Source organism: Kitasatospora sp. NPDC001683, from assembly GCF_053596495.1.
In genome coordinates, this window is sequence record NZ_JBSFGK010000081.1 from 1 (window position 1) to 23,736 (window position 23,736).

Sequence of the window (23,736 nt, forward strand, 5' to 3'; positions counted from 1 at the left end):
TCGGTGGCCATCCTCACCGGCGACTTCCTGTTCTCCCGCGCCTCCCAGGTGCTGGCCGACCTCGGCCGGGCGCCTCGGCGCTATCTGGGAATTTCCTGAGAACCCCTGTCCTTTACGCGCGTTTTGCACTCGAACTCACGTTTAGCCAACGAATTTCAAAGGAAATTCTCCGAACTGTACAGTTGACCCGGGGCCCCCTCCCGGTATGGGATATCGATTCGGCCCCGGACCGGTCAGCTCCGACCCGGCGGCCCTCCCGGCCACCGCCATGCCGGGATCCCCTCCGCCGAAGGGCCCCCCGCACCATGCCTGCGCTCACCCGGTTCGTCCTGCCGCACGCCGCCCCCCGGGTGAGCGCCGGCCGACCCACCGCCGACGAGGACGTGGTGTTCGGACTGCTGCGGGCCCGCTGGCACGGCCGCGGGCTGGAACTCACCGGCTTCGCCCGCCCGCTGAACCTGGACACCGGCCGCCCCGGCTCGGCCTGGACCTGGCTGACCCTGCGCCACCAGGACGACACCGAACCTCCGCTGCACCTGCGCTCCAGACCCCGCAGGCTCCCCGAGGTCACCGACGACAGCGCCCAGCCCGACCACAACCACGACTGGTCCGGCTTCACCGCCCTGGTGGAACCCTCCCGGCTGCGCCGCGACGGCCGCTGGCTGCTCGGCGACTGGCAGATCGAGACCACCCTGTTCACCCGCCCCCGCCCCACCCGGCTGCGCCGCCAGTACGGCACCCTCGCCCCCCACTGGTGCGGCTCCGGCGAGTACCCGCCGGCCCGCTGGGTGGACCGCGACGTACGCCTCCAGCCGTACTTCGAGGACGGCCGGCTGGGACTGCGGCTGGAGCGCCCCGGCGTCCGGCTCGACCACGCCGAACCCGCCGTCGACGGCATCCGGCTGGGCGGCGTCGCCGACCACTGCCCCGCCGGCACCGTGCTGCGGCTGCGGCACCGGCAGAGCGACGCGGTGATCGAGCAGCCGCTCACCCGCACCGGCAACACCTTCACCGTCGACCTGCCCTACCGGCCGTTCACCGCCGACGGGCGCGGCCGCGGCGTGCTCGAGCACTGGGACGCCGAACTGCTGCGCCCCGACGGCGGCACCGAGCAGCTCTGCCTGGACGAGCGCCGCGGGCCGGTGGCCCGGCAGTACCCGCTGCCGGACGCCCCGGACCGGGTGCTCTACCTCAAGCACCTCGCGGACGGCCGGCTCCAGGTCTGCGTCCAGCCCGCCGCCGGCGTGGTCGACCGGATCGCGGTCCACTTCGCCGGCTTCGAACTGTCCGGCCACTGCCCGGACCCGGCCGTCGACCGACTGGAGCTGGTCCTGCGGCACAACGGCACCGCGGGCGAGGTCCGCACCCCGGTCGAGCCCGAACCGGACGGCCGCTTCCGGGCCCGGCTGCCCGCCACCCGCACCGGCTCGGACGGCGCCGTGCTGCCGCTGCGCAAGGGCATCTGGGAGGCCGCCCTGGAGCCCGCCGACCGCTCCGGCCCGGCCCGACCGCTGATCGCCGCCGCGAGCGTGCTGCCCGCGCTGCCCGCCACCGCGACCACCGGCGGCAAGCACGTCGTGCTGCAGCGCCGCTGGCACGACACCCTGCTGGTGGACTCCACCCCGGTGCTCGACGCCACCGAGCGCAGCGCCTGGACCCAACACCGGCTGCGCACCGAGCACTACCCGGCCGCCCGCCGCGAACCGCTGCGCGAGGCGGTGCTGTACGACGTGTTCGGCGGCCGCGGCTACGCCGACTCCCCGCGCGCGGTGCACGCCGAACTCGCCCGCCGCGGCGCGCCGTTGGAGCACCTGTGGGTGGTCGACGACGGTCAGGCCGAACTGCCGCCCGGGGTCGTCCCGGTGCGGATCTGGAGCCCGGAGTGGTACCGCGCCCTGGCCACCTGCCGCTACCTGGTCGGCAACACCCACTTCCCGGACTTCCTGGAGCGCCGCGAGGGCCAGGTCGTGGTGCAGACCTGGCACGGCTCGCTGCTGAAGCGGATCGCCCACGACGTCGACAACTCCTGGCTGGCCGACCACGGCTACCTGGAGGCGCTCGACCGGGAGACCCCGCAGTGGAGCATGCTGCTCTCCCCCAGCCCGTTCGCCACCCCGATCCTGCGGCGCGCCTTCCGCTACGACGGCGAGGTCCTGGAGTCCGGCTACCCGCGCGGCGACGTGCTGGCCCAGCCCGACCGGCGGGTCGCCGCGACGGTCCGCCGCCGGCTCGGCATCCCCGAGGGCAAGCGGGTCGTGCTGTACGCGCCGACCTGGCGCGAGGACCAGCAGCGCGGCGACGGAGAGGGCTTCCGACTCGACCTGAGGCTCGACGTCGACCACGCCCGCCGACTGCTCGGCGAGGACCACGTGCTGCTGGTCCGCCCGCACTCGCACGTGCGCGAGCCGCTGCCGGGCTCCGGCGACGGCTTCCTGTTCGACTGCGGGGACTTCCCCGACCCGCAGGAACTGCTGCTGATCGCGGACGTGCTGGTCACCGACTACTCGTCGATCATGTTCGACTTCGCGATCACCGGCCGCCCGGTGTACTTCTTCACCTACGACCTGGAGCACTACCGCGACACCCTGCGCGGCTTCTACTTCGACTTCGAGCCGAACGCCCCCGGCCCGCTGGTCCCCGATTCCGCCGAACTGCTCGAGGCACTGCGCGAACTCGCCGACAGCGGGGCGGAGTTGCCGCCCGGGTACGCCGAGCGCTACCGGCGCTTCCGGGCCGAGCACTGCGCTCTGGACGACGGCGGGGCGTCCCGCCGGGTGGTCGACCGGATGCTCGAACTCGGCCGAACGGCACGGTAGTTCACGAGCGGTGCCGATTCAGGAGGGATGCCGATTCACGAGCTGTGCCGATTCACAAGAACCGGTAGTCCCGCCAGGGCCGCCAGACCTCGTCCGCGTCGAACCGGGAGAGCGAGAAGCCGGGCACCAGGAAGGACGCCCGGAACCCGCGCGCCTGCTCGTACGCCTGGTCCAGCACGTCGTCCGGCAGACCGTGGGCGACCGTCACGTGCGGGTGGTACGGGAAGGCCAGTTCGCGGGCCAGCGGGCCGGAGCGGACGTCCGCCTCCAGCAGCCGGCACTCCTGCGCGCCCTCCTCGACCCGGACGAACACCACCGGGGAGACCGGGCGGAAGGTGCCGCCGCCGCGCAGCAGCATCCGGAACGGCCGGTGCGCGGCCGCCACCGCCGCCAGGTGCTCCTCGACCTTCGGCAGAACCTCGGCGGGCAGCTCGGTCGGCGGCAGCAGGGTGACGTGCGTCGGTATCGAGCGGGCCTGCGGGTCGCCGTGGCCGGCCCGGGCGTCCTGGATCAGCGCGCCGTACGGCTCCGGAACGCTCACGGACACGCCGATGGTGACGACCTCCGGGAGACCGCCCTGAGCCGAAGAGCGCGCCGGTGCCGAAAGCGAGGAGCGACCAGCGACTGACGAAGGAGGGAGCGCCGGAGCGACGACCGTCGGCACCGGGTCCGAGCGTTCGGAGGCGAAGGGCGAGTCACCGTCGCCATCGGGCAGGCGCGTGACGCGAGTCACCGCTTGGCGGCCGGGAGGAAGCCGATCCGGTCGTACACCGTCGCGAGCGTCTCGGAAGCCACCGCGCGGGCCTTCTCGGCGCCGATCGCCAGCACCCGGTCCAGCTCGGCCGGGTCGTCCAGGAAGGTGCTGGTGCGCTCCTGGAAGGGGGCGACCCACTCGGTGAACAGCTCGGCCAGCTCGGTCTTCAGGGCGCCGTACATCTTGCCCTCGAAGTGCGCGACCAGTTGCTCGACCGACTGGCCGCTGAGCGCGGAGTGGATCCGCAGCAGGTTGGAGACGCCCGGCTTCCGCTCCTCGTCGTAGGAGACCACGGTGTCGGTGTCGGTGACGGCGCTCTTGAACTTCTTGGCGCTGACCTTCGGCTCGTCCAGCAGGCTGACCAGGCCCTTGGGCGAGGAGGCCGACTTGCTCATCTTGATGCCCGGGTCCTGCAGGTCCATGATCTTCGCCGTCTCCTTGAGGATGTACGGCTTGGGGATCGTGAACGTCGGGGTGTAGCGCGAGTTGAAGCGCTCCGCGATGTCGCGGGTGATCTCCACGTGCTGGCGCTGGTCCTCGCCGACCGGGACGGCGTCCGCCTGGTAGAGCAGGATGTCCGCGATCTGCAGGATCGGGTAGGTGAACAGGCCCACGGTGGTGCTCTCGGCGCCGTACCGGGAGGACTTGTCCTTGAACTGGGTCATCCGGGAGGCCTCGCCGAAGCCGGTGAGGCAGTTCATCACCCAGGCGAGCTGCGCGTGCTCGGGCACGTGCGACTGGACGAACAGGGTGCAGTGCTCCGGGTCCAGGCCGGCGCCGAGCAGCTGGGCGGCGGAGATCCGGGTGTTCTGGCGCAGGGTCACCGGGTCCTGCGGCACGGTGATCGCGTGCAGGTCGACGACCATGTAGAAGGCGTCGTTCGCCGTCTGCAGGTCGACCCACTGGCGCACCGCGCCCAGGTAGTTGCCGAGGTGGAACGAGCCGGAGGTGGGCTGGATCCCGGAGAGCACCCGGGGTCGGTCCTTGACCGGACCAGTGACCGCTGCGTTGACCATGCGGGCCATTCTTCCAGTTCTCCCGGTCGCTCAGGAAACCTCCGCCCCAGCAGGTTCCTCCGGTGTGACCGCACTCACCCTGACCCGGGCGATCCGCCGGCCCTCCACCTTGGCCACCGTCAGCAGCACCGCTCCGCCGCCCTCGACCGGGACCCGGGCCTGGTCGCCGTCCCGGGGCAGCCGGCCGAGCGAGGCGACCAGACAGCCGGCCACCGTCTCGTACGGGCCCTCGGGCAGGGCGACGCCGGTCTCCTCCTCGAAGTCACCGAGGTTGAGCAGGCCGTCCAGTTCCATGCCGCCGCCGGCCAGCCGACGGGTGGGGGCGGTCTCCGGCCGGTCGTACTCGTCCCGGATCTCGCCGATCACCTCCTCGACCAGGTCCTCCAGGGTGACGATGCCGGCGGTGCCGCCGTACTCGTCCACCACGATGGCCAGGTGGTGGCCCTCCCGGCGCATCTCGCCCATCGCCTCCAGCACCCGCTTGGTGCCGGGCAGCAGCTTGACCGGGCGGGCCAGGTCACGGACCTTGACGGCCTGCTCGCCGCGGGCGCCGTACAGGTCCCGGACGTGGACGAAGCCGACCACGGCGTCGGCGCTGCCCTCGACCACCGGGTAGCGGGAGTGCGGCGAGGTCTCGGCCTGGTGCCGCACCTCGGCCAGCGGGCGCTCCGCGTCCAGGAAGGTCACCTCGGTGCGCGGAACCATCACCTCGCGCAGCTGGCGCTCCCCGGCGGCGAACACGTCCGCGATCAACGCCCGTTCGTCGCTGCCCAGTTCGGTGTTGGAGGCGACCAGGCCGCGCAGCTCCTCGGAGCTCATCGAGCCGCGCCCGGCCGCCGGGTCGCCGCCGAACAGCCGGACCATCAGGTTGGTGGAGTGGCCGAGCAGCCAGATCACCGGGCGCAGCGCCACCGACATCACGTCCACCACGGGGGCGGCGACCACCGCGATGGACTCGGCGCGCTGCAGGCCGATCCGCTTGGGGGTGAGCTCGCCGAGCACCAGCGAGACGTAGCTGATCACCAGGGTGAGCCCGACCAGGGCGACCGCGTCCGCCATCCCCTGGGACAGCCCCGCCTCCACGAACAGCGGGGCGACCTTGCCGGACAGCGTGTCGGCGCCGAAGGCGGCGGACAGGAAGCCCATGCAGGTCACGCCGACCTGGACGGCGGCCAGGAAGCGGTTGGGGTCGGCGGCCAGGTGCGCGGCCCGGGCCGAGCGCCGGGTGCCGCGTGCCTCCAGCGCCCGGATCTGGCCCTCGCGCAGCGAGATCAGCGAGATCTCGGCGACGTTGAACAGCCCGCCCAGCAGGATGAAGACGAGGACGAGCGCGGCATCCCCGAGGGTTTCGTTCACAGCGGGCCAGTGTAGGCGGCGGGGGCGGACGGGAGCCGGAAGCGGCGGCGCGGGGTTGGGCCCGGCGACGGGCCCGGACGAGGGCCGGGTACGGCGACGGCCCGCCGCCTCCCGGGTTCGGGAGGGGCGGGCCGTCGGGAAGGCCGCGAGGGCGGGGCTCAGATGAGGCCCAGCTCCTGGACCGCGTCGCGCTCCTCGGTCAGCTCCTTGACCGAGGCGTCGATGCGGGCGCGGGAGAAGTCGGAGATCTCCAGGCCCTGGACGATCTCGAACTTGCCGTCCTTGGTGGTGACCGGGAAGGAGGAGATCAGGCCGGCCGGGACGCCGTAGGAGCCGTCGGAGACGACACCCATGGAGGTCCAGTCGCCCTCGGCGGTGCCGTTGACCCAGGTGTACACGTGGTCGATGGCGGCGTTGGCGGCCGAGGCGGCCGAGGAGGCGCCACGGGCGTCGATGATGGCGGCGCCGCGCTTGGCGACGGTCGGGATGAAGTCGTTCTCCAGCCAGGCCTGGTCGCTGCCGACGGCCTCGAAGGCCGGCTTGCCGGCGACCTCGGCCTGGAAGATGTCCGGGTACTGGGTCGCGGAGTGGTTGCCCCAGATGGTGACGCGCTTGATGTCGGAGACCAGGGCGCCGGTCTTGGCGGACAGCTGGCCGACCGCGCGGTTGTGGTCCAGACGGGTCATCGCGGTGAAGCGCTCGGCCGGGACGTCCGGGGCGTTGCGCTGGGCGATCAGGGCGTTGGTGTTGGCCGGGTTGCCGACGACCAAGACCTTGATGTCGTCCGCGGCGTGGTCGTTGATGGCCTTGCCCTGCGGGCCGAAGATGCCGCCGTTGGCCTGCAGCAGGTCGCCGCGCTCCATGCCGGCGGTGCGCGGACGGGCGCCGACCAGCAGCGCGACGTTGGCGCCGTCGAAGGCCTCGTTCGGGTTGTCGGTGATCTTGATGTCCCGCAGCAGCGGGAAGGCGCAGTCGACGAGCTCCATCGCGGTGCCCTCGGCGGCCTTGAGGCCCTGCGGGATCTCCAGGAGGCGCAGGTTCACCGGCACGTCGGCACCGAGCAGGTGGCCCGAGGCGATGCGGAAGAGCAGCGCGTAGCCGATCTGGCCGGCGGCTCCGGTGATGGTGACGTTGACGGGGGTGCGGGTCATTTCTACCTTCTCCAGCAAATCGCCAGGTGCCCCAGGCACACCGGCACTGGAGCCAGGATGATCTCTCGACATCGAGAGACCGGCGTCAGGTTATCGCAAAGGGAAGCCTACGCCGCGTGTGCGGGCGTGGCAGATGCGTCACAGACGCACCGTGGCCCCGCCCGGGGCTCGGCTTCCGGGCGGGGCCACGGGAACGGGGCCGCGGAGGGGGTCGGCGACTCAGTGCTTGGGCCGGCCGATCAGCTGGCCGATGTTGTCCAGCAACGGGAACTCCAGCCACGGGTTCGGCTGCGCGACCAGGGTCAGCAGCACGATCGAGGCACCCAGGAAGGTCAGCACGATCACGTCGGTGAAGCGGCTGCGCACCGCCAGCATCCCGACCTCGGGCAGCACCAGCCGCAGCACCGCGCCGAGCAGCACCCCGGTGCCGAGGATCAGCAGCCCGTACTTGAAACCGTCCTTGAAGTCGGCGAACCAGGTGACCGCGAGGCCGGCGCCGACCACCGACAGGACCAGCGTTATCGGCCACTGCCGGACCGGCAGGGCGTGGTCGCGCCCGAGCGCCGGGGCGGCGCCCTCGGGCGGCAGGGTGCCGGTGGTCTTGACCGGCCTTCGCCGGGACCGCGCCGGTCGCGGTTCAGTCATGCTCGCCGTCCCTCGGGGATCAGACGCCGGCGCGGCGCTCGGCCGCCTCGACGATGTTGTTGAGCAGCATCGCGCGGGTCATCGGGCCCACGCCGCCGGGGTTGGGGGAGATCCAGCCGGCCACCTCGGCCACGCCCGGGTGCACGTCGCCGACGATCTTGCCCTCGCTGCGGCTGACGCCGACGTCCAGCACCGCGGCGCCCGGCTTGACGTCCTCCGGCTTGACCAGGTGCGGCACGCCCGCGGCGGCCACGATGATGTCGGCCTTGCGCAGGTGGGCACCGAGGTCCCGGGTGCCGGTGTGGCACAGGGTGACGGTGGCGTTCTCGCTGCGGCGGGTCAGCAGCAGGCCGATCGAACGGCCGACGGTGATGCCGCGGCCGACCACGACCACCTCGGCGCCGTCGATCTCCACGTCGTGCCGGCGCAGCAGCTCGACGATGCCCAGCGGGGTGCACGGCAGCGGGCCCTCGATGCCCAGCGCCAGGCGGCCGAGCGAGGTCGGGTGCAGGCCGTCGGCGTCCTTGTCCGGGTCCATCAGCTCCAGGACCGGGTTCTGGTCCAGGCCCTTGGGCAGCGGCAGCTGGACGATGTAGCCGGTGCAGGCCGGGTCGGCGTTGAGCTCGCGGACGACGTTCTCGACGTCCTCCTGGGTGGCGGTCGCGGGCAGCTCGCGCTGGATCGAGGCGATGCCGACCTCGGCGCAGTCCTTGTGCTTCCCGTTGACGTACCAGCGGCTGCCCGGGTCGTCGCCGACCAGGACGGTACCGAGGCCGGGCGTGACGCCCTTCGCCTTGAGGGCCGCTACGCGGGCGGCGAGTTCGGACTTGATCGCGGCGGCGGTGGCCTTGCCATCGAGAATCTGGGCAGTCATGACCCCATTCTCCCGGATCGCGACCGGCCTCCGTACCGGGGCCGCCCGACGAGCGGGACGGGTACGGAAGGTCCGCACCACGTTGCGGTTGCGCCACAGTCTTGACCTGGCGCCCACAACCGGCTGGACAGCGTACTGCCGTCCGGATGACGATATGCGGGCATTCCCTGCCGCGACCCGGCCCGGTGACGGGCCGACGGCTCCCGCGGCGGGGCGTACCCGGGGGAAAGAGCCAGTGATCCGACCACAGCAGACCGCACAGCCCGACCGCCACGGCGCGGTCCTCACCGCGCCGTGCCCGTCCCGCCGTCCGATCACCCGCTCGTCACAGCACTGAGCCGGCCGCGCCCGTCACCGCCGCCGGGCTGTCACCGTGCCCGACCCGCCGACCGCAACCGGGTCCTCCGCCGCCCCGTCCCCGCGTCCCCGTAACTGCCCGGAGGCATCCATGAGTTACCCGCCCGACCCGAACAACCCGTACGGCCAGCCGCAGGCCCCCGGCTACGGCTACCCGCAGCAGGCGCCGCCGGCGGCTCCGGGCTACGGCTACCCGCAGCCGGCCGCCCCGGCCTACGGCTACGCGCCGGCCGTGCCGCAGGCCATGCCGGGCCTGGTGATGACCGCCCGGGTGCTGCTGTTCATCGTCGGCGGTGTGCAGATTCTCATCACGATCGGTCTCATGATCGGGGCCGCGGGTGCCAAGAAGGCCGCCGACACGTACAGCTCAAGCAGCGCCAACGCGATCTTCAACGCGACCGCAGGCGTCGCGCTGGTCCTCGGGATCGTGTTCCTCCTCGCCTCGGTGCTCTCCATCACGGTCGGGGTGAAGTTCGGCCGTGGCGGCAACGCCACCCGGATCACCACCATCGTGTACGGCTCGATCGCCCTGCTGATCGGCTTGTTCCTGATGTTCGGCGCGATCACCGGGAGCACCCAGGCGACCGGGGATACCCAGGCGGCGGCCCAGGGCGCCGGCTTCGCCATGGTCTTCAGCGGGCTGTGGATCGCGATCTGCATCGTCTGGATCGTCGCGATGTGCGTACGGGACGGCGTCAACTGGTTCAACCGGCCGCGGTACTGACCGAACGGCACGGACACGGCGAAGCGGCCCGGCTCCCTCCTCGGAGGGGGCCGGGCCGCTTCGTACCACTGGGGAACTCAGTGGAAGAAGTGGCGCGCGCCGGTGAAGTACATCGTCACGCCGGCCTTCTCGGCCGCCTCGATGACCAGCTCGTCACGGATCGAACCGCCCGGCTGGACGATCGCCTTCACGCCGGCGGCGATCAGGATCTCCGGGCCGTCCGGGAACGGGAAGAAGGCGTCCGAGGCGGCGTACGAGCCCTTGGCCCGCTCGCCGGCCCGCTCGACCGCGAGCTTGCAGGAGTCGACCCGGTTGACCTGGCCCATGCCGACGCCGACCGAGGCGCCGTTCTTGGCCAGCAGGATCGCGTTGGACTTGACGGCCCGGCAGGCCCGCCAGGCGAAGGCCAGCTCGGCCAGCTCGGCCGCGGAGAGCCCCTCGCCGGTGGCCAGCGTCCAGTTCGCCGGGTCGTCGCCCTCGGCCTGCACCCGGTCGGCGTCCTGGAGCAGCACGCCGCCGGAGATCGGGCGCACCTCCTGGCGGTTGGCGGGGGCCTCGGGGGCGACCAGCACCCGGATGTTCTTCTTGCGGGCCAGCACCTCGACCGCGCCGTCCTCGTAGCCGGGGGCCACGACGACCTCGGTGAAGATCGGGGCGATCTGCTCGGCCAGCTCGACGGTGACCGGGCGGTTGACCGCGATCACGCCGCCGTACGCGGAGACCGGGTCGCACTCGTGCGCCTTGCGGTGCGCCTCGACGACGTCGGCGCCGGTCGCGATGCCGCACGGGTTGGCGTGCTTGATGATCGCGACGGCCGGCTCGGCGTGGTCGTACGCGGCGCGGCGGGCGGCGTCGGTGTCGACGTAGTTGTTGTACGACATCTCCTTGCCGTGCAGCTGCTGCGCGCCGGCCAGGCCGCCAGTGCCGTCCGTGTACAGTGCGGCGCCCTGGTGGGGGTTCTCGCCGTAGCGCAGCACGTTCTGGCGCTCCCAGGTGGCGCCGAGGAACTCGGGGAAGCGCTCGTCGCTGGGGGCGTAGCCGGCCTCGAACCAGGAGGCCACGGCCACGTCGTAGGCGGCGGTGTGGGCGAACGCGGCACCGGCCAGGCGCTTGCGGGTGGCCAGGTCGAAGCCGCCCTCGCGGACGGCCGTCAGCACGTCGTCGTAGCGGGCCGGGTCGACGACCACGGCCACCGACGGGTGGTTCTTGGCGGCGGCGCGGACCATGCTCGGGCCGCCGATGTCGATCTGCTCGACGCACTCGTCCGGGGTGGCGCCCGAGGCGACGGTGGCCTTGAACGGGTAGAGGTTCACCACGACCAGGTCGAACGGCTCGACGCCGAGCTCGGCCAGCTGCGCGCGGTGCGACTCCAGGCGCAGGTCGGCGAGCACGCCGGCGTGCACGCGGGGGTGCAGCGTCTTCACGCGCCCGTCCAGGCACTCCGGGAAGCCGGTCAGCTCGGAGACCTCGGTCACCGGGACGCCGGCGGCGGCGATCCGGCCGGCGGTGGAGCCGGTGGAGACGATGGCGACCCCGGCGGCGTGCAGGCCCTGGGCCAGCTCCTCCAGACCGGTCTTGTCGTACACGCTGATCAGCGCGCGACGGATCGGGCGGATGTTCTCCGAAACGGGGGGCGTGGTGGAGCTGGCACTCATGCTCCCACCTCGCTGCGCTCGGCGGGCGCTGCGCGCCAGGCACCCTTCTCGATGATTCGTTCGCTCCGCTCACTCATGTGCCGGAATCCATACCTTTCGGTCCTCGATGCGGTGACCTTCGCGGGCCAGCCGGCCCACGACGTCGACGAGCAGCTTGCGCTCGACAGTCTTGATGCGCTCGTGCAGCGCTTCGCCGCCATCGGCGTGGTCGGCGTCGACGACCTCGACGACGCCCTGCGCGATGATCGGCCCGGTGTCCACACCGGAGTCGACCAGGTGGACGGTGCAGCCGGTGACCTTCACCCCGTACGCGAGCGCGTCGGTGACGCCGTGGGCGCCGGGGAAGGCGGGCAGCAGTGCGGGGTGGGTGTTGACGATCCGCCCGCCGAAGGCCGCGATGAACTCGGGGCCGAGGATCTTCATGAAGCCGGCCGTGACCACCAGGTCCGGCTGGTGGGCGGTGACGGAGGCGGTCAGCGCGCGGTCCCAGTCGTCGCGGTCCGCGAAGTCCTTCAGCCGGTGGACGAAGGTCGGCAGGCCCGCGGTCTCGGCGCGCTCCAGGCCGGCGATGCCGTCGCGGTCCGCGCCCACGGCCACGATCTCGGCGCCGTAGGCCGGGTCGGCGACGGCGTCGATCAGCGCCTGCAGGTTGGTGCCGGAGCCGGAGACCAGCACCACCAGGCGGGCCGGTCCGGGCGTACGGGGCGGGAAGAGCTGAGCGGGGGCGGCGGCCACTGCGCGATTCTCCGTAGGTCGGGCGCCGCCCGCTGGTACGTCCACCGGCGGTGGGGCCACTACGAACGGCAGGTCGAGCGAAGCGGAACACCGGGAGAACCCGCCGCGACGCGGGCCCCGGGGAACCTATCTGAGCTGCTGACCGTCACCACGATAACGGCTGGTCGAAGGGCCCCCGCACCCTCCCGGCGGCGCTACGCGCGTAGTTGAGACGGGGATCTCCTCGGGCCCGCCGCACCGGAGTTGCGCACGGCCCGTACGGGTGCGGGCAGGCCCCCGCCGGGCCCTCGAACGCTTGCGGGATCATTGGGGGCGCGGGAGACCGCTCCGACCCGAGACCCTCCGACGCGACATCCTCCGACCGAGCCAGACCACCGAATCAGACGACCGAGCCCCGACCGAGAAGGAACGGCTGAACCCATGAGCAGCGGCGACGAGACCGACGAGCGCAACCCCTTCGCGCCGCCGCCGGCGGACGCCCCGGACCAGCCGTGGCGGCCGCGCAGCCCCTGGCCCGGCCAGGGGCCCGACGGCGACGGCGGCGGCCAGGGCGGTGGCGGTCAGGGCGGCGACCGGCCGCGGTTCCCGCCGCCGTGGGGTCAGGGCCTCGGCGACGGCCGTCCCGGCCGGGGCCCGCAAGCCCCGCAGCCGCCCCGGCTCGACCCGACCGACCCGATCCACCGCAAGGCCCGCAACGCCGCGCTGGCGGGGCCCTTCGCGCTGGTCTGCCTGTTCGCCGGCTTCCACTGGATCGCGTTGCTGGTCGGGGTGCTCGGCATCGTCTGGGGCATCGGCGCGCTGCGGGCCAAGCGGCCCGCCGCGGCGGCCGGGGCCGGGATCCCCGCGCCGAACCCGCTCACCCCGGCCGCGCTCGCCGGGATCCTCACCGGCGCGATGACCGTCGTGGTCGCCACCTCGGTGATCGGGCTGGGGTACTACTACCGGGACTACGTCACCTGCGTGCGGGACTCGCTGACCAGCGTCGGCGCCGAGAACTGCGAGCGGTACGCGCCGCAGTGGTACGTGGACTTCACCGGGAACGCGGAGTAGACGGGTTCGGTCAGCCGGTCCGGTCGGTGGGGCGCTGACCGGACAGTCGCAGCACGAGGGCGTACGTACGGGCGCGCAGCTCCAGCGCGCTCCGGCGCATCCGGATCGTGAGCCGGGCGTACACGCCCTGCCCGGGCGCCGGGCTCGCGGCATCGGCCACACCCTCGACACCGAACGCGTACTCGGCGCCGACGGCGTACTCGAGGTCGTCCGGGTACTCGAGGTCGTCGGCGTACTCGACGCCCGCCGGGCCGACCGCGTGGTGGCGGACCAGCAGGGCGCCCGGTACCGCCACCACGGCGAGCCAGCCCGCCGCCGCCAGGCCCGTCCACCACGGCACCGGCCCAAGCCGGGCCATCCGCTCGGCCGCCAGCGCACCGCCCGACAGCCAGCCCAGCACCGTCGCCCCGGCGCCGAGCAGCAGCGCGGCCGCCAGCGCCGCCGTCACCGTCGCGGCGGACGACCAGGGTTTGGCGTCACCTGCCGGGGAACGGCGGCCCGCCGCCGCGCGGCCCAGCAGGACCGCGGGCACCAGCCCCGCCAGCACCGGCAGCAGCAGCGCCGCCAGCCGCCAGCCACCCGGGCCCTCCTGGGGCAGCAGGGCGAACAGCGGGAACTCCGGCACCTGGCCGAGCCCCGTACGTCCCGGCGACACCAGTGTCCCGGTGCCGACCTCGAACCCCGGGCCCAGCGCGTACGCCGCACCCCACAGCACCGCGTTCGGCAGCAGCACCACGGTGAGCAGCAGCAGCCCCAGCAGCGCCGCGGGCCCGCGCCCGAGCAGCGCCATCCCGCGCCCACCGCCGGCCGCCGCGTCCAGCAGCGCCGCCACCGCCACCAGCAGCCCGCCCGCCGCGACCAGGCCCGCCCCGGCCGCACCGGCGGCCCGGCCCACCACGGGTGTGCCACCGGCCGGCCGCCAGCCCGGCGGGAGCCGGTCGAGCAACGGCTCGCGCTCGGCACCGTCCGACCGGACGGACCGGACGGACCGGACACCCGCGGCCGTCGACAGTCCGGCGAGCAGACCCACCACCAACAGGTCCGGCAGCACCCGGCTGCGGAACAGCCCCGCACCCGTGCAGTGCAGCGCCACCGCGACCGCCACCGCGCAGTACCCCGCCCACAGCGCCACCGGGCCGCCCCAGCGCGACCGCAGCCCGTGCCGCGCCGCCACCCCGGCGGCCGCCCGGTACAGCCGCACCACCGCCAGGATCCCGAGCAGCAGCGGGGTGACGGTCAGCGGGGCGTCGGCGCCGCCGCGCAGCACCGGCGCGCCGTGCCCGAGCAACCAGAGCGCACCTGCCAGCCGGGTCGCACTAGCCGCGTCCGAGTCGGCGTACGGCGTCGCCACCCAGAGCCCGAGCACCGGCACCCCGACCACCGCCAGACCGACCAGCGCCGTCCGCACCCCCGCCAACAGGTCCGCCAGCGCGGGGCGCCCACCCAATTCGCCCGGCACTTCCAGGATCGGACGACCCATCAGCTGCGTCATGCGCCTCATGGTGCCAAGGCGACTCGCCATGCTCCGTGAACCGGCAAACCGCCGCCGTGTCCCAGATTATTGGCTTATGCGCCTTTTCAGACCCTGCCCCCAAGCCGTCGCCTCCCCGGCCCGGAGCGTCTGATGACCACGCCATCCACCCGCACCCCCGACCCGCTGCGGAAGCTGACTCCCCGTGAGGCCCAGGCCCTCGCCCACCTCACCGCCGGGCACGGCCTCGACCACACCGCCGCCGCCCTCGGCGTCGCTCCCACGACCGCCCGCAGCTATCTCCACCGCGCCCTGCGCAAACTCGGCTGCCCCACCGAAGCCGCCGCCATCGCCCTCCTCAGAACCGCACCCCCCGCCGGCTCCGCCGGCACCAACCGCACGCGAGTGGCCCCCACAGCCCCGGGGGAACGCAGCGGCATGCCACAGACCGCCCCGGCCCCAGGGGAACCCGACATCCCGTCCCCCACCGCCCGCCCCGGTCACCCGACCGGGAACGCCCCGGCCCACGCCGGAACGGCCGCCGAGGCCCCGCGGACCGGCGCGGCCACCGCGCCGGCGGGCGGCGGGCACCGGGCGGCCACACGCGGCGGCGACGCGAAACACCCTCCGGTGGCCACCGACGGCGGGCGGTCCTCGACCGGCCGGGCCCGGGGGCCGCAGGCAACCGCGTCGAAGGTGCGGGCGGAGCAGCCGAGCTCCGGCAGGCCGGGCAACCACCTGCCCGGGGCGCCCTCGGTGGCAACCGCCTCCCCGGCGACGCCCGCGACCGGCCGCACGGGAGCAACCGAGCCCTCCCGGCCGCAGCTCGGGGGCCCGGCGCGTTCCGCGGCAGCGGCTGGAGGCCGGCGCGACGCCGGGCAGGCGACGCCCGCCATCCACCCGGCGGGCACGGGCCGGAGCCGACCGTCCGCGGACCGCGCGCATGAGCCGCAGGTGTCCGCGGCGGTGGCGGTCGAACGGCAGCCGGGATCCGACGGCAGGCGGACCGGTGAAGCCCACGCGAAGAGCACGACGGGTACCTCGGCAACGGCCGGAGGCAGGCGGTCGCCTTCCGCCGGTAGTCCGGGACCGGGGCGGGGCCCGGTGGCGCCCACTGATCCGGAGCAGGCCCCCGCGTCCACCGCACACGGGAAGCAGCGGCCCGCCCCGCAGCAGGACGTGCCCGCCGCCCCGGCCGACCGCCGTGCGGCCTCCGAGCGATCGGATGCCGCGCGGAACGCGCCGTCAGCTCCCACCAGCCACCGCGCCACCTCCGCCCGGTCCGGTCGCGGGGAGGACGCAGCCAGCGCCCCGGCCGATCGAGGCGGAGCCATGCGGAAGGCACCGTCCGACCACCATGCGGCATCCGCTCGAACCGGCAGCGGGCACAAGCCACCGCCGGCCCCCGCCGACGAGCGCACCGCCTCCGGACGAGGCATCCCCACCGGGACCGGGACACCGACCAAGACCGGGCAGAAGCCCTCGCCCACCCCAGGGTGGGACGTCTCCACGGGGACCGAGACGCCGGCCCAGGCCGGGCGCAAGCCCTCGCCCACCCCCGCCGACGAGCTCGCCGCCGCTCGGGCCGGGAACGGACAGTACGTTCCCGCCGACCAGCGCACCGCCACCGGACAGGACGTACCCGTCGCCCCGGCTGACCAGCGCACCACCACCGGACGGGACCTCCCCACCGAACCCGGGACGCCCGCCCAGGCCGGGCGCGAGCCCTCGCCCACCTGGGCCGGGAGCGGGCGGGACGTACCCGCCGCCCCGGCGGGCGCCGATCCCCGGGAGCGGATCAGTCTGGCGCTCACCGAGGCGGGGAACGGGCGGGACCTGTCGGAGGACTTCGAGGAGCTGTACGAGGCCGCGCACACCAGGCTGGTGCAGCAGGTGTTCCTGCTGACGGCGTGCCGGCACCGGGCGGTGCACTGTGTGCGGCTGGCGTTCGGGCAGGCGCGGCGGGACTGGGGGGCGGTGGTCGGGTCCGGGGATCCGGAGGGCTGGGTGCGGGTGCGGGCGTGCGAGCTGGCGCTGTCGCCGTGGCACCGGGGCGGGCCGCGGCGGGCGCACGTGTGGAAGCTGCCGCACCGGCGGATCCGGGTGCGGCCGGCGGACGAGGCGCAGTCGGTGCTGCCGGACCACGACCGGCTGACCGACCGGGACGAGGCACTGCTGAAGGCGCTGCGGCGGTTGTCGCGGCCGCAGCGGCGGGCGCTGGTGCTGCACGACGGGCTGGGGCTGCCGGCGGCGGCGATCGCGGTGGAGGTGGAGGCGACGCGGGCGGCGGCGGAGGGGCGGGTGTGGGCGGCGCGGGCGGCGCTGGCGCAGTGGGTGCCGGAGCTGGTGGGGCCGGATCCGGCGGCGCCGGGCTTCGCGGACGGGTTGAGCGGGCTGCTGCACCGGGCCGCGGTGCGGGGTTGTCCGCAGCCGCACCGGGCGCCGGTGCCGGTGTTGCGGGCCCGGCACCGGTTGTGGACGGCGAGCCGGACGGGCGCGGCGGTGCTGCTGACGGCGGCGGTGGGTGGGGCGGCGCTGGCGACGCTGGCGGGGCTGCGGCCGGCGGCGCTGTTCCAGCGGCCGGATGACCCGGTGCCCGCGCTGTGCGTGCCGGCCCCGACCGCGAAGGTGGCGGAGCCGGGGGTGCCGTTGCGGCCGGGCGGGGCGCCGAACGGCATCAGCAGTCTGTGGTGCAGTCCGACGCCGGGGTTGGAGGCGGTGGTGGCGGACCCGCAGCCGCAGGCGATCGCCCGGTGGCAGCTGCCGGTGGCGGCCCGGGGTACGGCCCCGCCCCCGCAGCGGGATCCGGCGGCCTGCTCGGCGTGGTCCCCGCTGCCGTGCGTCGCGGGGCCCAGGCGCTGAAACGCCGAGCTGAAACCGCGAGCGAAGCGCCGAGCTGACGCCGAGCTGAAACGGCGAGCTGAAACGGCGAGCGCCCCCGCCCGGGAAGGGCGGGGGCGCTCACCGCGCGGGTGACCGGGGTCAGCCGGCGATGATCTCGCGAGCCAGGCGGGCGGTCTCGGACGGCGTCTTGCCGACCTTGACACCGGCGGCCTCGAGGGCCTCCTTCTTCGCCTGGGCGGTGCCCGAGGAGCCGGAGACGATGGCGCCGGCGTGGCCCATGGTCTTGCCCTCGGGGGCGGTGAAGCCCGCGACGTAGCCGACGACCGGCTTGGTGACGTGCTCGGCGATGTAGGCCGCGGCACGCTCCTCGGCGTCGCCGCCGATCTCACCGATCATGACGATGATCTCGGTCTCCGGGTCCTCCTGGAAGGCCTTGAGGGCGTCGATGTGGGTGGTCCCGATGACCGGGTCACCGCCGATGCCCACGGCCGAGGAGAAGCCGATGTCGCGCAGCTCGTACATGAGCTGGTAGGTCAGGGTGCCGGACTTCGAGACCAGACCGATCTTGCCGGAGCTGGTGATGTCGGCCGGGATGATGCCGGCGTTCGACTGTCCGGGGCTGATCAGGCCGGGGCAGTTCGGGCCGATGATCCGGGTCTTGTTGCCCTTCGAACCGGCGTACGCCCAGAAGGCGGCGGTGTCGTGCACCGGGACGCCCTCGGTGATGACGACGGCCAGCGGGATCTCGGCGTCGATGGCCTCGATGACGGCGGCCTTGGTGAACGCCGGCGGCACGAAGAGGACGGAGACGTCGGCGCCGGTCTTCTCCATGGCCTCGGCGACGGAGCCGAAGACCGGGATCTCGGTGCCGTCGACGTCGACCGTGGTACCGGCCTTGCGCGGGTTGACACCGCCGACGATCTGGGTGCCGGAGGCGAGCATGCGGCGGGTGTGCTTCATGCCCTCGGCGCCGGTCATGCCCTGGACGATGACCTTGCTGTCCTTGGTAAGGAAGATAGCCATGGTGTTAAGTCCCCTTCCTTACTTGTTGGCCAGCTCGGCGGCGCGGTCGGCCGCACCGTCCATGGTGTCCACGCGCTGGACCAGCGGGTGGTTGGCGTCGTCGAGGATCTTGCGACCCAGCTCCGCGTTGTTGCCGTCCAGGCGGACGACCAGCGGCTTGGTGACGTTCTCGCCCTTGCTCGCGAGGAGCTCCAGGGCCTGCACGATGCCGTTGGCGACCGCGTCACAGGCGGTGATGCCGCCGAAGACGTTGACGAAGACCGACTTGACGTCGGGGTCGCCGAGGATGATCTCCAGGCCGTTCGCCATGACCTCGGCGGAGGCGCCGCCACCGATGTCGAGGAAGTTGGCGGGCTTGACGCCGCCGTGCTTCTCACCGGCGTAGGCGACCACGTCGAGGGTGCTCATGACGAGGCCCGCGCCGTTGCCGATGATGCCGACCTGGCCGTCGAGCTTGACGTAGTTCAGGCCCTTGGCCTTGGCGGCGGCCTCGAGCGGGTTGGCGGCGGCCTTGTCCTCCAGCGCCTCGTGCTCGGGCTGGCGGAAGTCGGCGTTCTCGTCCAGGGAGACCTTGCCGTCGAGCGCGATGATCTTGCCGTCGCCGGACTTGATCAGCGGGTTGACCTCGACGAGGAGGGCGTCCTCGGCGATGAAGACCTTCCACAGCTTCTGCAGGACGTCGGCGACCTGGTCGGCGACCTCGGCCGGGAACTTCGCCGCGGCGACGATCTCGGCGGCCTTCTCCGGGGTGCAGCCCTCGTTGGCGTCGACCGGGATCTTGGCGAGCGCGTCGGGGTTCTGCTCGGCGACGACCTCGATCTCCACGCCGCCCTCGACGCTGGCCATGGCCAGGAAGGTGCGGTTGGTGCGGTCCAGCAGGAACGAGACGTAGTACTCGTCCTTGATGTCCGCGGTCTGGGCCAGCATCACCTTGTGAACGGTGTGGCCCTTGATGTCCATGCCGAGGATCTGCTCGGCCTTGGCGACGGCGTCGGCCGGGTCGGCGGCGAGCTTGACGCCACCGGCCTTGCCTCGGCCACCCACCTTCACCTGAGCCTTGACGACGGCACGGCCGCCGAAGCGCTCCGCGATGGCGGCAGCGTCTGCGGCGGTCTCGATGACATCGCCGTCAAGCACGGGCACGCCGTGCTTGGCGAAGAGGTCCCTCGCCTGGTACTCGAACAGGTCCACGTGTTTGTCCTTGTTCGTGGTCGCGGATTGTGTCTCTACGAGCGTGCCACGGCAGGATCTTCGCTGCGGGTCGTCGGGGCGGTGCGGGTACGCAGAGGTACGGCCTTGCGGCCCACACAGCCACGGGCGCACACGTCAATCAACACGCGCGTCACGTCCGTCTGGCAGGTTATCCCCGTGGGACGGGCGTGTTCCGCCCGGGGCCTGCCCGACTTGGGTGAGAACCGTCACAGATCTACCCGGCGGCGCCGGACGGGGCCCGCGGTCCAGCGATCGAGTGATTCACACGTTCGAGTGAGGTTGTCCGTCCCCCTGATCAGCCCCCTTGACCAGGTGCCGCGGGATCGGACGCTTCTCGATCGCCGCCGCCATGATCTCCGGGAAGGCGTCCGGGGTGCAGGCGAAGGCCGGGGCGCCGAGCGCGGCCAGGGCGGCGGCATGGGAGTGGTCGTAGGCCGGCGCACCCTCGTCCGAGAGCGCGAGCAGGGCGATGAACTGGACGCCGGCCGCCTTCATCTCGGCGACCCGCCGCAGCATGCCGTCCCGGATGCCGCCCTCGTACAGGTCGCTGATCAGCACCACGACGGTCTCGGACGGCCGGGTGATCTTCGACTGGCAGTAGGCGAGCGCCCGGTTGATGTCGGTGCCGCCGCCGAGCTGGGTGGCGAACAGCACGTCCACCGGGTCGGTGAGCTGCTCGGTGAGGTCGACCACCGAGGTGTCGAAGACGACCAGCCGGGTGTCCAGGGTGCGCATCGAGGAGAGCACCGCGCCGAACACCGCGGAGTGGACGACCGAGGGCGCCATCGAGCCGGACTGGTCGACGCAGAGGATGACGTCCTTCTTCACCGCGCGCTGGGCGCGCGCGTAGCCGACCAGGCGCTCGGGCACGACGGTGCCGTGCTCGGGCAGGTAGTTCTTCAGGTTGGCCCGGATCGTGCGGTCCCAGTCGATGTCCCGGTGGCGCGGCCGGTTCACCCGGGCGCTGCGGTCGAGGGCGCCGCCCACGGTGGCCCTGGTCCGGTCGGCGAGCCGGCGCTCCAGATCGGCGACCACCTTGCCGACCACGGCCCGGGCGGACTCCCGGGTGGTCTCCGGCAGCGCGTGCTTGAGCGACAGCAGGGTGCCGACCAGGTGCACGTCCGGCTCCACGGCCGCCAGCATCTCCGGCTCCAGCAGCAGCCGGTCCAGGCCGAGCCGGGTGATCGCGTCCTGCTGCATCAGCTGGACGACGGTGGACGGGAAGTACTCGCGGATGTCGCCCAGCCAGCGGGCCACCTGCGGGGCCGAGCCGCCGAGCCCGGCGCCGCGCCGGCCGCCGCGGGCCGTCCGGGCGCCCTCCTCGGGGGCCCCGCGGTAGAGCGCGGCGAGGGCGCCGTCCATCGCGGCGTCCCGGCCGCGCAGGGTGCAGCCGGTGCCGTCGGCCTCGCCGCCGAGCACCAGGCGCCAGCGGCGCAGCCGTTCGTCGGTCGTGGTCGCCATCTCGTCCTCTCCTTCGACCGGGGTCATTCGGCTGTAGTCATTCGGCTGGGGTCATTCGGCTGGGGTCAGGTGTTGCGGCCGACGGCCTGGCGGGGGATCTTCGGGCGGACGCCGAGCAGCAGGGCCAGCACCGGGACGACGGAGTCGGCGCGGTCCCGGTCGAGTTCGCGGGCTGCCTCGGGCGCCGCCGGGGCCGCGCCGAGCGGGCCGGCCGCGACCCGGCCGCCGATGGTGGTGCGCACGCCCGCCTCCAGCCCGGCGAAGGTGCGCCGCAGCAGCGGCAGCACGTCGGTGAACACCTCGTCACTGACCCCGCCGAGCCACTCGTCCAGCAGGGCGAGCAGCCGGGGGTCGTGCAGCAGCAGGGCGCCGCCGCCGGTGAGGAAGCCCTCGACCCAACCGGCCGCGTCGGCCGGGGCGTTGGCGACGGAGAGCACCAGCCGCAGCCGTCGGCCGGCCTCCTCGGAATCCAGCCGGCCGTCGTCCAGCAGCAGCCGGACGGCGCGGCCGCGCAGCAGGCCGGGGGCGCCGGTGGCCGGTCCGCCGGTGGGCTCGCGGCGGGCCAGTGAGCGCAGGGCGGCGGCCCAGCGGTCGGCCAGGCCGTCGGCGTCGGTGGCGCTGTCGGCGCCGGTGGCGGTGCCGGGGGCGGTGCCGGTGGCGGTTTCCGGGTCGAGCAGGGCGATCGCGCCGTGCACCTCGTCGATCCGGGCGCGCATCGCCGCCGCGCTCTCGGCGTCCAACCCGACGCAGGCGGGCGGCAGTCCGACGCAGACCCGCTCGGCCAGGCCCGCCGCGGCCCCGGCCAGCGCCTCGTGGTCGGTGCCGCGCACGTCGCCGTAGCGCAGCGCGCGGACCAGCGCGGGCAGCGCGCCCGCCAGGTGCGCGACATCGGTGTCCAGGGCCGCGCAGTCGGCCAGCACCCGCATCACCGCGGGCAGCGCGCCGGACAGCCCGGCCAGCAGGCAGGTCTCCACCAGGCCGGTCAGCTCGGCGAGTTCGACGGCGGCCCCGGCGGTGCCGACCGCCTTGTTGACGGCGGCCTCCTCGACCGTGGTGCCCCACTGGGCGGCCTCGGCGATCCGGACCGCGAACTCGGGCTGCCAGCACAGCCGCCAGCTCTCCCGGAACGTCCCGGTGGAGTTGACCGAGGAGCTGGCCGGCACGCCCCACTCGACGCCCAGCAGCCGCAGCCGGTGCAGCAGCCGGGAGCGGGCCGCGTCGGTGTCCTTGCGCAGGTCGAGGTCCAGCTCCCGGGGCGCCGCCGCAGGCTTGAGTCGCAGCGAGCGCTGCAGTCGGGCGAGGTCGCGCTGCAGCGGCACGGCCGGTGCGGCGTCCGGGACTTCGCCGAGCGCGTCGCCCACCACCAGGCGCTCCCGGACGAGTTCCAGGGCGACGTCCGAGCCCTCGCAGAGCACCGCGCGGACGGCGTCCAGGGTCTCGGTCAGCCCGGCGAGCGGGCGGCCGCGCAGCGCGGCCAGGGTCTCGGCGAGCCGGACCGCCTCGATCACGTGGGCCGAGGAGACCGGGTGGTCCGCGGCGCGCAGCAGCTCGGCGGCCCGGGTGAGCCAGCGCGGCACCGGGTCGCCCTCGGTGGTGAACAGGTGGTGGTACCAGCCGGGCGACTGGATGCCCGCGCCGTAACCGGTGGCCTGGGAGAGCCGGCGGTGCGTCCACGGGATCCAGGTGATGTCCACCCGCACCTTCTTCGGCAGGGCGGCGAGCAGCGCCCGGTCGTGGGCGACGGTGGGCATCGTCGCCAGCCCGGGGACGTGGAAGGCCCCGCAGACCACGGCGATCCGGCGGTGCCCGGCGCGGCGGGCGGCCCGGATCTGCTGGCGCATGTGGGCCTCGCGCAGCTGGTCCCGGCGGGACTCGCCGAGGCCCTCGGCGCGCAGCGCGCCCATCGCCTCGGCGACGGCCGCGAAGGGCGCCAGCGCGTCCGCGGCGGGGGCGCGGTGCTCGACCACGTCCTCCCACCAGCGCTCCGGGTCGTCGTGTCCGGCGGCCTCGGCGAGCAGCGCCAGCGGGTCGGCGGGCAGCTCGCCGGGCCCGTCCCCGTCGGCGTCGCCGTCCGTGAACGGCGCGAAGCCGTACCCGGCGGGCAGGTCGATGAAGCGGACCGGCAGGTCGTGGTCCACGGCGTGGCGGATCGCCACCCACTCCGGGGAGAACTCGGCGTACGGCCAGAACGCGGCCTTCGCCGGGTCGTCCACCGCGTGGGCGAGCAGGGCGACCGGCGGCACCAGGTCCTTCTCGGCGGCGAGGTGGACGACGGCCTCGGCCTCCGCCGGGCCCTCGATCAGCACCGCGTCCGGCTGCCACTGCGCCAGCGCGGCGGCCACCGCCCGGGCCGAGCCGGGGCCGTGGTGCCGGATGCCCAGCAGGGCGACCTCGGCGTTCGTCATGCCCCCACCTCGCTTCGCTCGGCAGGTGCGACGCACAATCGGCACCTCTCGACGGTTCGCTCGCTCCGCTCACTCACTCCCCCACCTCGCTCCGCTCGGCAGGTGCGACGCACAATCGGCACCTCTCGACGGTTCGCTCGCTCCGCTCACTCACTCCCCCACCTCGCTCCGCTCGGCAGGTGCGACG

General features: G+C 73.9%; 17 protein-coding genes and 1 pseudogene. 5 read left to right on the forward strand and 13 right to left on the reverse strand.

Annotated features, from left to right (window positions below; translation table 11 throughout):
• Positions 1-305: 305 nt before the first annotated feature.
• On the forward strand, positions 306-2,816 hold the full coding sequence (locus tag ACWCYO_RS31610; RefSeq protein WP_449786123.1) for a CDP-glycerol glycerophosphotransferase family protein: 2,511 nt from the start codon (positions 306-308) through the stop codon (positions 2,814-2,816).
• 52 nt (positions 2,817-2,868) lie between these two features.
• Here the strand turns inward: ACWCYO_RS31610 and ACWCYO_RS31615 are convergent, their stop codons facing one another.
• From ACWCYO_RS31615 to ACWCYO_RS31640, 6 genes are all read right to left on the reverse strand, one after another.
• A complete protein-coding gene (locus ACWCYO_RS31615; RefSeq protein ID WP_270146535.1) occupies positions 2,869-3,357 on the reverse strand; it encodes a 2'-5' RNA ligase family protein in 489 nt (162 codons plus the stop codon).
• A 188-nt stretch (positions 3,358-3,545) separates the two neighbouring features.
• Positions 3,546-4,541 (reverse strand): tryptophan--tRNA ligase, encoded by a 996-nt coding sequence (gene trpS, locus ACWCYO_RS31620; RefSeq protein WP_270151198.1) that lies wholly within the window; start codon positions 4,539-4,541, stop codon positions 3,546-3,548.
• 75 nt (positions 4,542-4,616) lie between these two features.
• Positions 4,617-5,942 carry a hemolysin family protein gene (locus ACWCYO_RS31625; RefSeq protein ID WP_270146534.1) on the reverse strand — a complete coding sequence of 442 codons (1,326 nt, stop codon included), beginning with the start codon at positions 5,940-5,942 and terminating at the stop codon, positions 4,617-4,619.
• A 158-nt stretch (positions 5,943-6,100) separates the two neighbouring features.
• Positions 6,101-7,093: a malate dehydrogenase gene (locus ACWCYO_RS31630; protein ID WP_270146533.1), complete on the reverse strand. Its 993-nt coding sequence runs from the start codon at positions 7,091-7,093 to the stop codon at positions 6,101-6,103.
• A gap of 219 nt (positions 7,094-7,312) precedes the next feature.
• The gene (locus ACWCYO_RS31635) at positions 7,313-7,738 is read right to left on the reverse strand and encodes a DUF3017 domain-containing protein (protein WP_270146532.1); all 426 of its coding nucleotides are present in this window, start codon (positions 7,736-7,738) and stop codon (positions 7,313-7,315) included.
• A gap of 19 nt (positions 7,739-7,757) precedes the next feature.
• Positions 7,758-8,612 (reverse strand): bifunctional methylenetetrahydrofolate dehydrogenase/methenyltetrahydrofolate cyclohydrolase, encoded by an 855-nt coding sequence (locus tag ACWCYO_RS31640; protein WP_270146531.1) that lies wholly within the window; start codon positions 8,610-8,612, stop codon positions 7,758-7,760.
• Between the two features lie 448 nt (positions 8,613-9,060).
• Here ACWCYO_RS31640 and ACWCYO_RS31645 point away from each other — a divergent pair, with 448 nt between their 5' ends.
• On the forward strand, positions 9,061-9,693 hold the full coding sequence (locus ACWCYO_RS31645; RefSeq protein ID WP_270146530.1) for a hypothetical protein: 633 nt from the start codon (positions 9,061-9,063) through the stop codon (positions 9,691-9,693).
• A 77-nt stretch (positions 9,694-9,770) separates the two neighbouring features.
• Here the strand turns inward: ACWCYO_RS31645 and purH are convergent, their stop codons facing one another.
• The gene (purH, locus tag ACWCYO_RS31650) at positions 9,771-11,348 is read right to left on the reverse strand and encodes a bifunctional phosphoribosylaminoimidazolecarboxamide formyltransferase/IMP cyclohydrolase (RefSeq protein WP_270146529.1); all 1,578 of its coding nucleotides are present in this window, start codon (positions 11,346-11,348) and stop codon (positions 9,771-9,773) included.
• A 69-nt stretch (positions 11,349-11,417) separates the two neighbouring features.
• Entirely contained in the window at positions 11,418-12,083 is a 666-nt protein-coding gene (gene purN / locus ACWCYO_RS31655; RefSeq protein WP_270146528.1) for a phosphoribosylglycinamide formyltransferase, read from the reverse strand.
• Positions 12,084-12,503: 420 nt separating this feature from the next.
• On the opposite strand from purN, the gene ACWCYO_RS31660 reads away from it, so the two are divergent.
• Entirely contained in the window at positions 12,504-13,133 is a 630-nt protein-coding gene (locus ACWCYO_RS31660) for a hypothetical protein (RefSeq protein ID WP_449786124.1), read from the forward strand.
• Positions 13,134-13,143: 10 nt separating this feature from the next.
• On the opposite strand, the gene ACWCYO_RS31665 is transcribed toward ACWCYO_RS31660, so the two are convergent.
• A complete protein-coding gene (locus tag ACWCYO_RS31665; protein WP_449786125.1) occupies positions 13,144-14,625 on the reverse strand; it encodes a cell division protein PerM in 1,482 nt (493 codons plus the stop codon).
• Positions 14,626-14,757: 132 nt separating this feature from the next.
• Between ACWCYO_RS31665 and ACWCYO_RS31670 the strand changes: the two are divergent.
• Both ACWCYO_RS31670 and ACWCYO_RS31675 read left to right on the forward strand, forming a co-directional pair.
• A pseudogene (locus ACWCYO_RS31670) lies at positions 14,758-14,946 on the forward strand (LuxR C-terminal-related transcriptional regulator); the annotation flags it as partial.
• Between the two features lie 990 nt (positions 14,947-15,936).
• A complete protein-coding gene (locus ACWCYO_RS31675; protein ID WP_449786131.1) occupies positions 15,937-17,466 on the forward strand; it encodes a hypothetical protein in 1,530 nt (509 codons plus the stop codon).
• A 120-nt stretch (positions 17,467-17,586) separates the two neighbouring features.
• Here the strand turns inward: ACWCYO_RS31675 and sucD are convergent, their stop codons facing one another.
• From sucD to ACWCYO_RS31695, 4 genes are all read right to left on the reverse strand, one after another.
• Entirely contained in the window at positions 17,587-18,471 is an 885-nt protein-coding gene (sucD, locus tag ACWCYO_RS31680) for a succinate--CoA ligase subunit alpha (RefSeq protein ID WP_270146524.1), read from the reverse strand.
• A gap of 18 nt (positions 18,472-18,489) precedes the next feature.
• Entirely contained in the window at positions 18,490-19,662 is a 1,173-nt protein-coding gene (gene sucC, locus ACWCYO_RS31685; protein ID WP_270146523.1) for an ADP-forming succinate--CoA ligase subunit beta, read from the reverse strand.
• Positions 19,663-19,944: 282 nt separating this feature from the next.
• A complete protein-coding gene (locus ACWCYO_RS31690) occupies positions 19,945-21,144 on the reverse strand; it encodes a VWA domain-containing protein (protein ID WP_449786126.1) in 1,200 nt (399 codons plus the stop codon).
• 65 nt (positions 21,145-21,209) lie between these two features.
• On the reverse strand, positions 21,210-23,549 hold the full coding sequence (locus ACWCYO_RS31695; RefSeq protein ID WP_449786127.1) for a DUF5682 family protein: 2,340 nt from the start codon (positions 23,547-23,549) through the stop codon (positions 21,210-21,212).
• Positions 23,550-23,736 lie beyond the last annotated feature (187 nt).

What these genes read in the sequence shown, in the direction of transcription:
- ACWCYO_RS31690 (WP_449786126.1), bottom strand. Translation starts at nt 21,144, where the DNA reads ATGGCGACCACGACCGACGAACGGCTGCGCCGCTGGCGCCTGGTGCTC.
- sucD (WP_270146524.1), bottom strand. Translation starts at nt 18,471, where the DNA reads ATGGCTATCTTCCTTACCAAGGACAGCAAGGTCATCGTCCAGGGCATG.
- ACWCYO_RS31635 (WP_270146532.1), bottom strand. Translation starts at nt 7,738, where the DNA reads ATGACTGAACCGCGACCGGCGCGGTCCCGGCGAAGGCCGGTCAAGACC.
- ACWCYO_RS31665 (WP_449786125.1), bottom strand. Translation starts at nt 14,625, where the DNA reads ATGACGCAGCTGATGGGTCGTCCGATCCTGGAAGTGCCGGGCGAATTG.
- ACWCYO_RS31675 (WP_449786131.1), top strand. Translation starts at nt 15,937, where the DNA reads ATGCGGAAGGCACCGTCCGACCACCATGCGGCATCCGCTCGAACCGGC.
- ACWCYO_RS31645 (WP_270146530.1), top strand. Translation starts at nt 9,061, where the DNA reads ATGAGTTACCCGCCCGACCCGAACAACCCGTACGGCCAGCCGCAGGCC.
- ACWCYO_RS31640 (WP_270146531.1), bottom strand. Translation starts at nt 8,612, where the DNA reads ATGACTGCCCAGATTCTCGATGGCAAGGCCACCGCCGCCGCGATCAAG.
- purH (WP_270146529.1), bottom strand. Translation starts at nt 11,348, where the DNA reads ATGAGTGCCAGCTCCACCACGCCCCCCGTTTCGGAGAACATCCGCCCG.
- ACWCYO_RS31695 (WP_449786127.1), bottom strand. Translation starts at nt 23,549, where the DNA reads ATGACGAACGCCGAGGTCGCCCTGCTGGGCATCCGGCACCACGGCCCC.
- ACWCYO_RS31660 (WP_449786124.1), top strand. Translation starts at nt 12,504, where the DNA reads ATGAGCAGCGGCGACGAGACCGACGAGCGCAACCCCTTCGCGCCGCCG.
- ACWCYO_RS31630 (WP_270146533.1), bottom strand. Translation starts at nt 7,093, where the DNA reads ATGACCCGCACCCCCGTCAACGTCACCATCACCGGAGCCGCCGGCCAG.
- ACWCYO_RS31610 (WP_449786123.1), top strand. Translation starts at nt 306, where the DNA reads ATGCCTGCGCTCACCCGGTTCGTCCTGCCGCACGCCGCCCCCCGGGTG.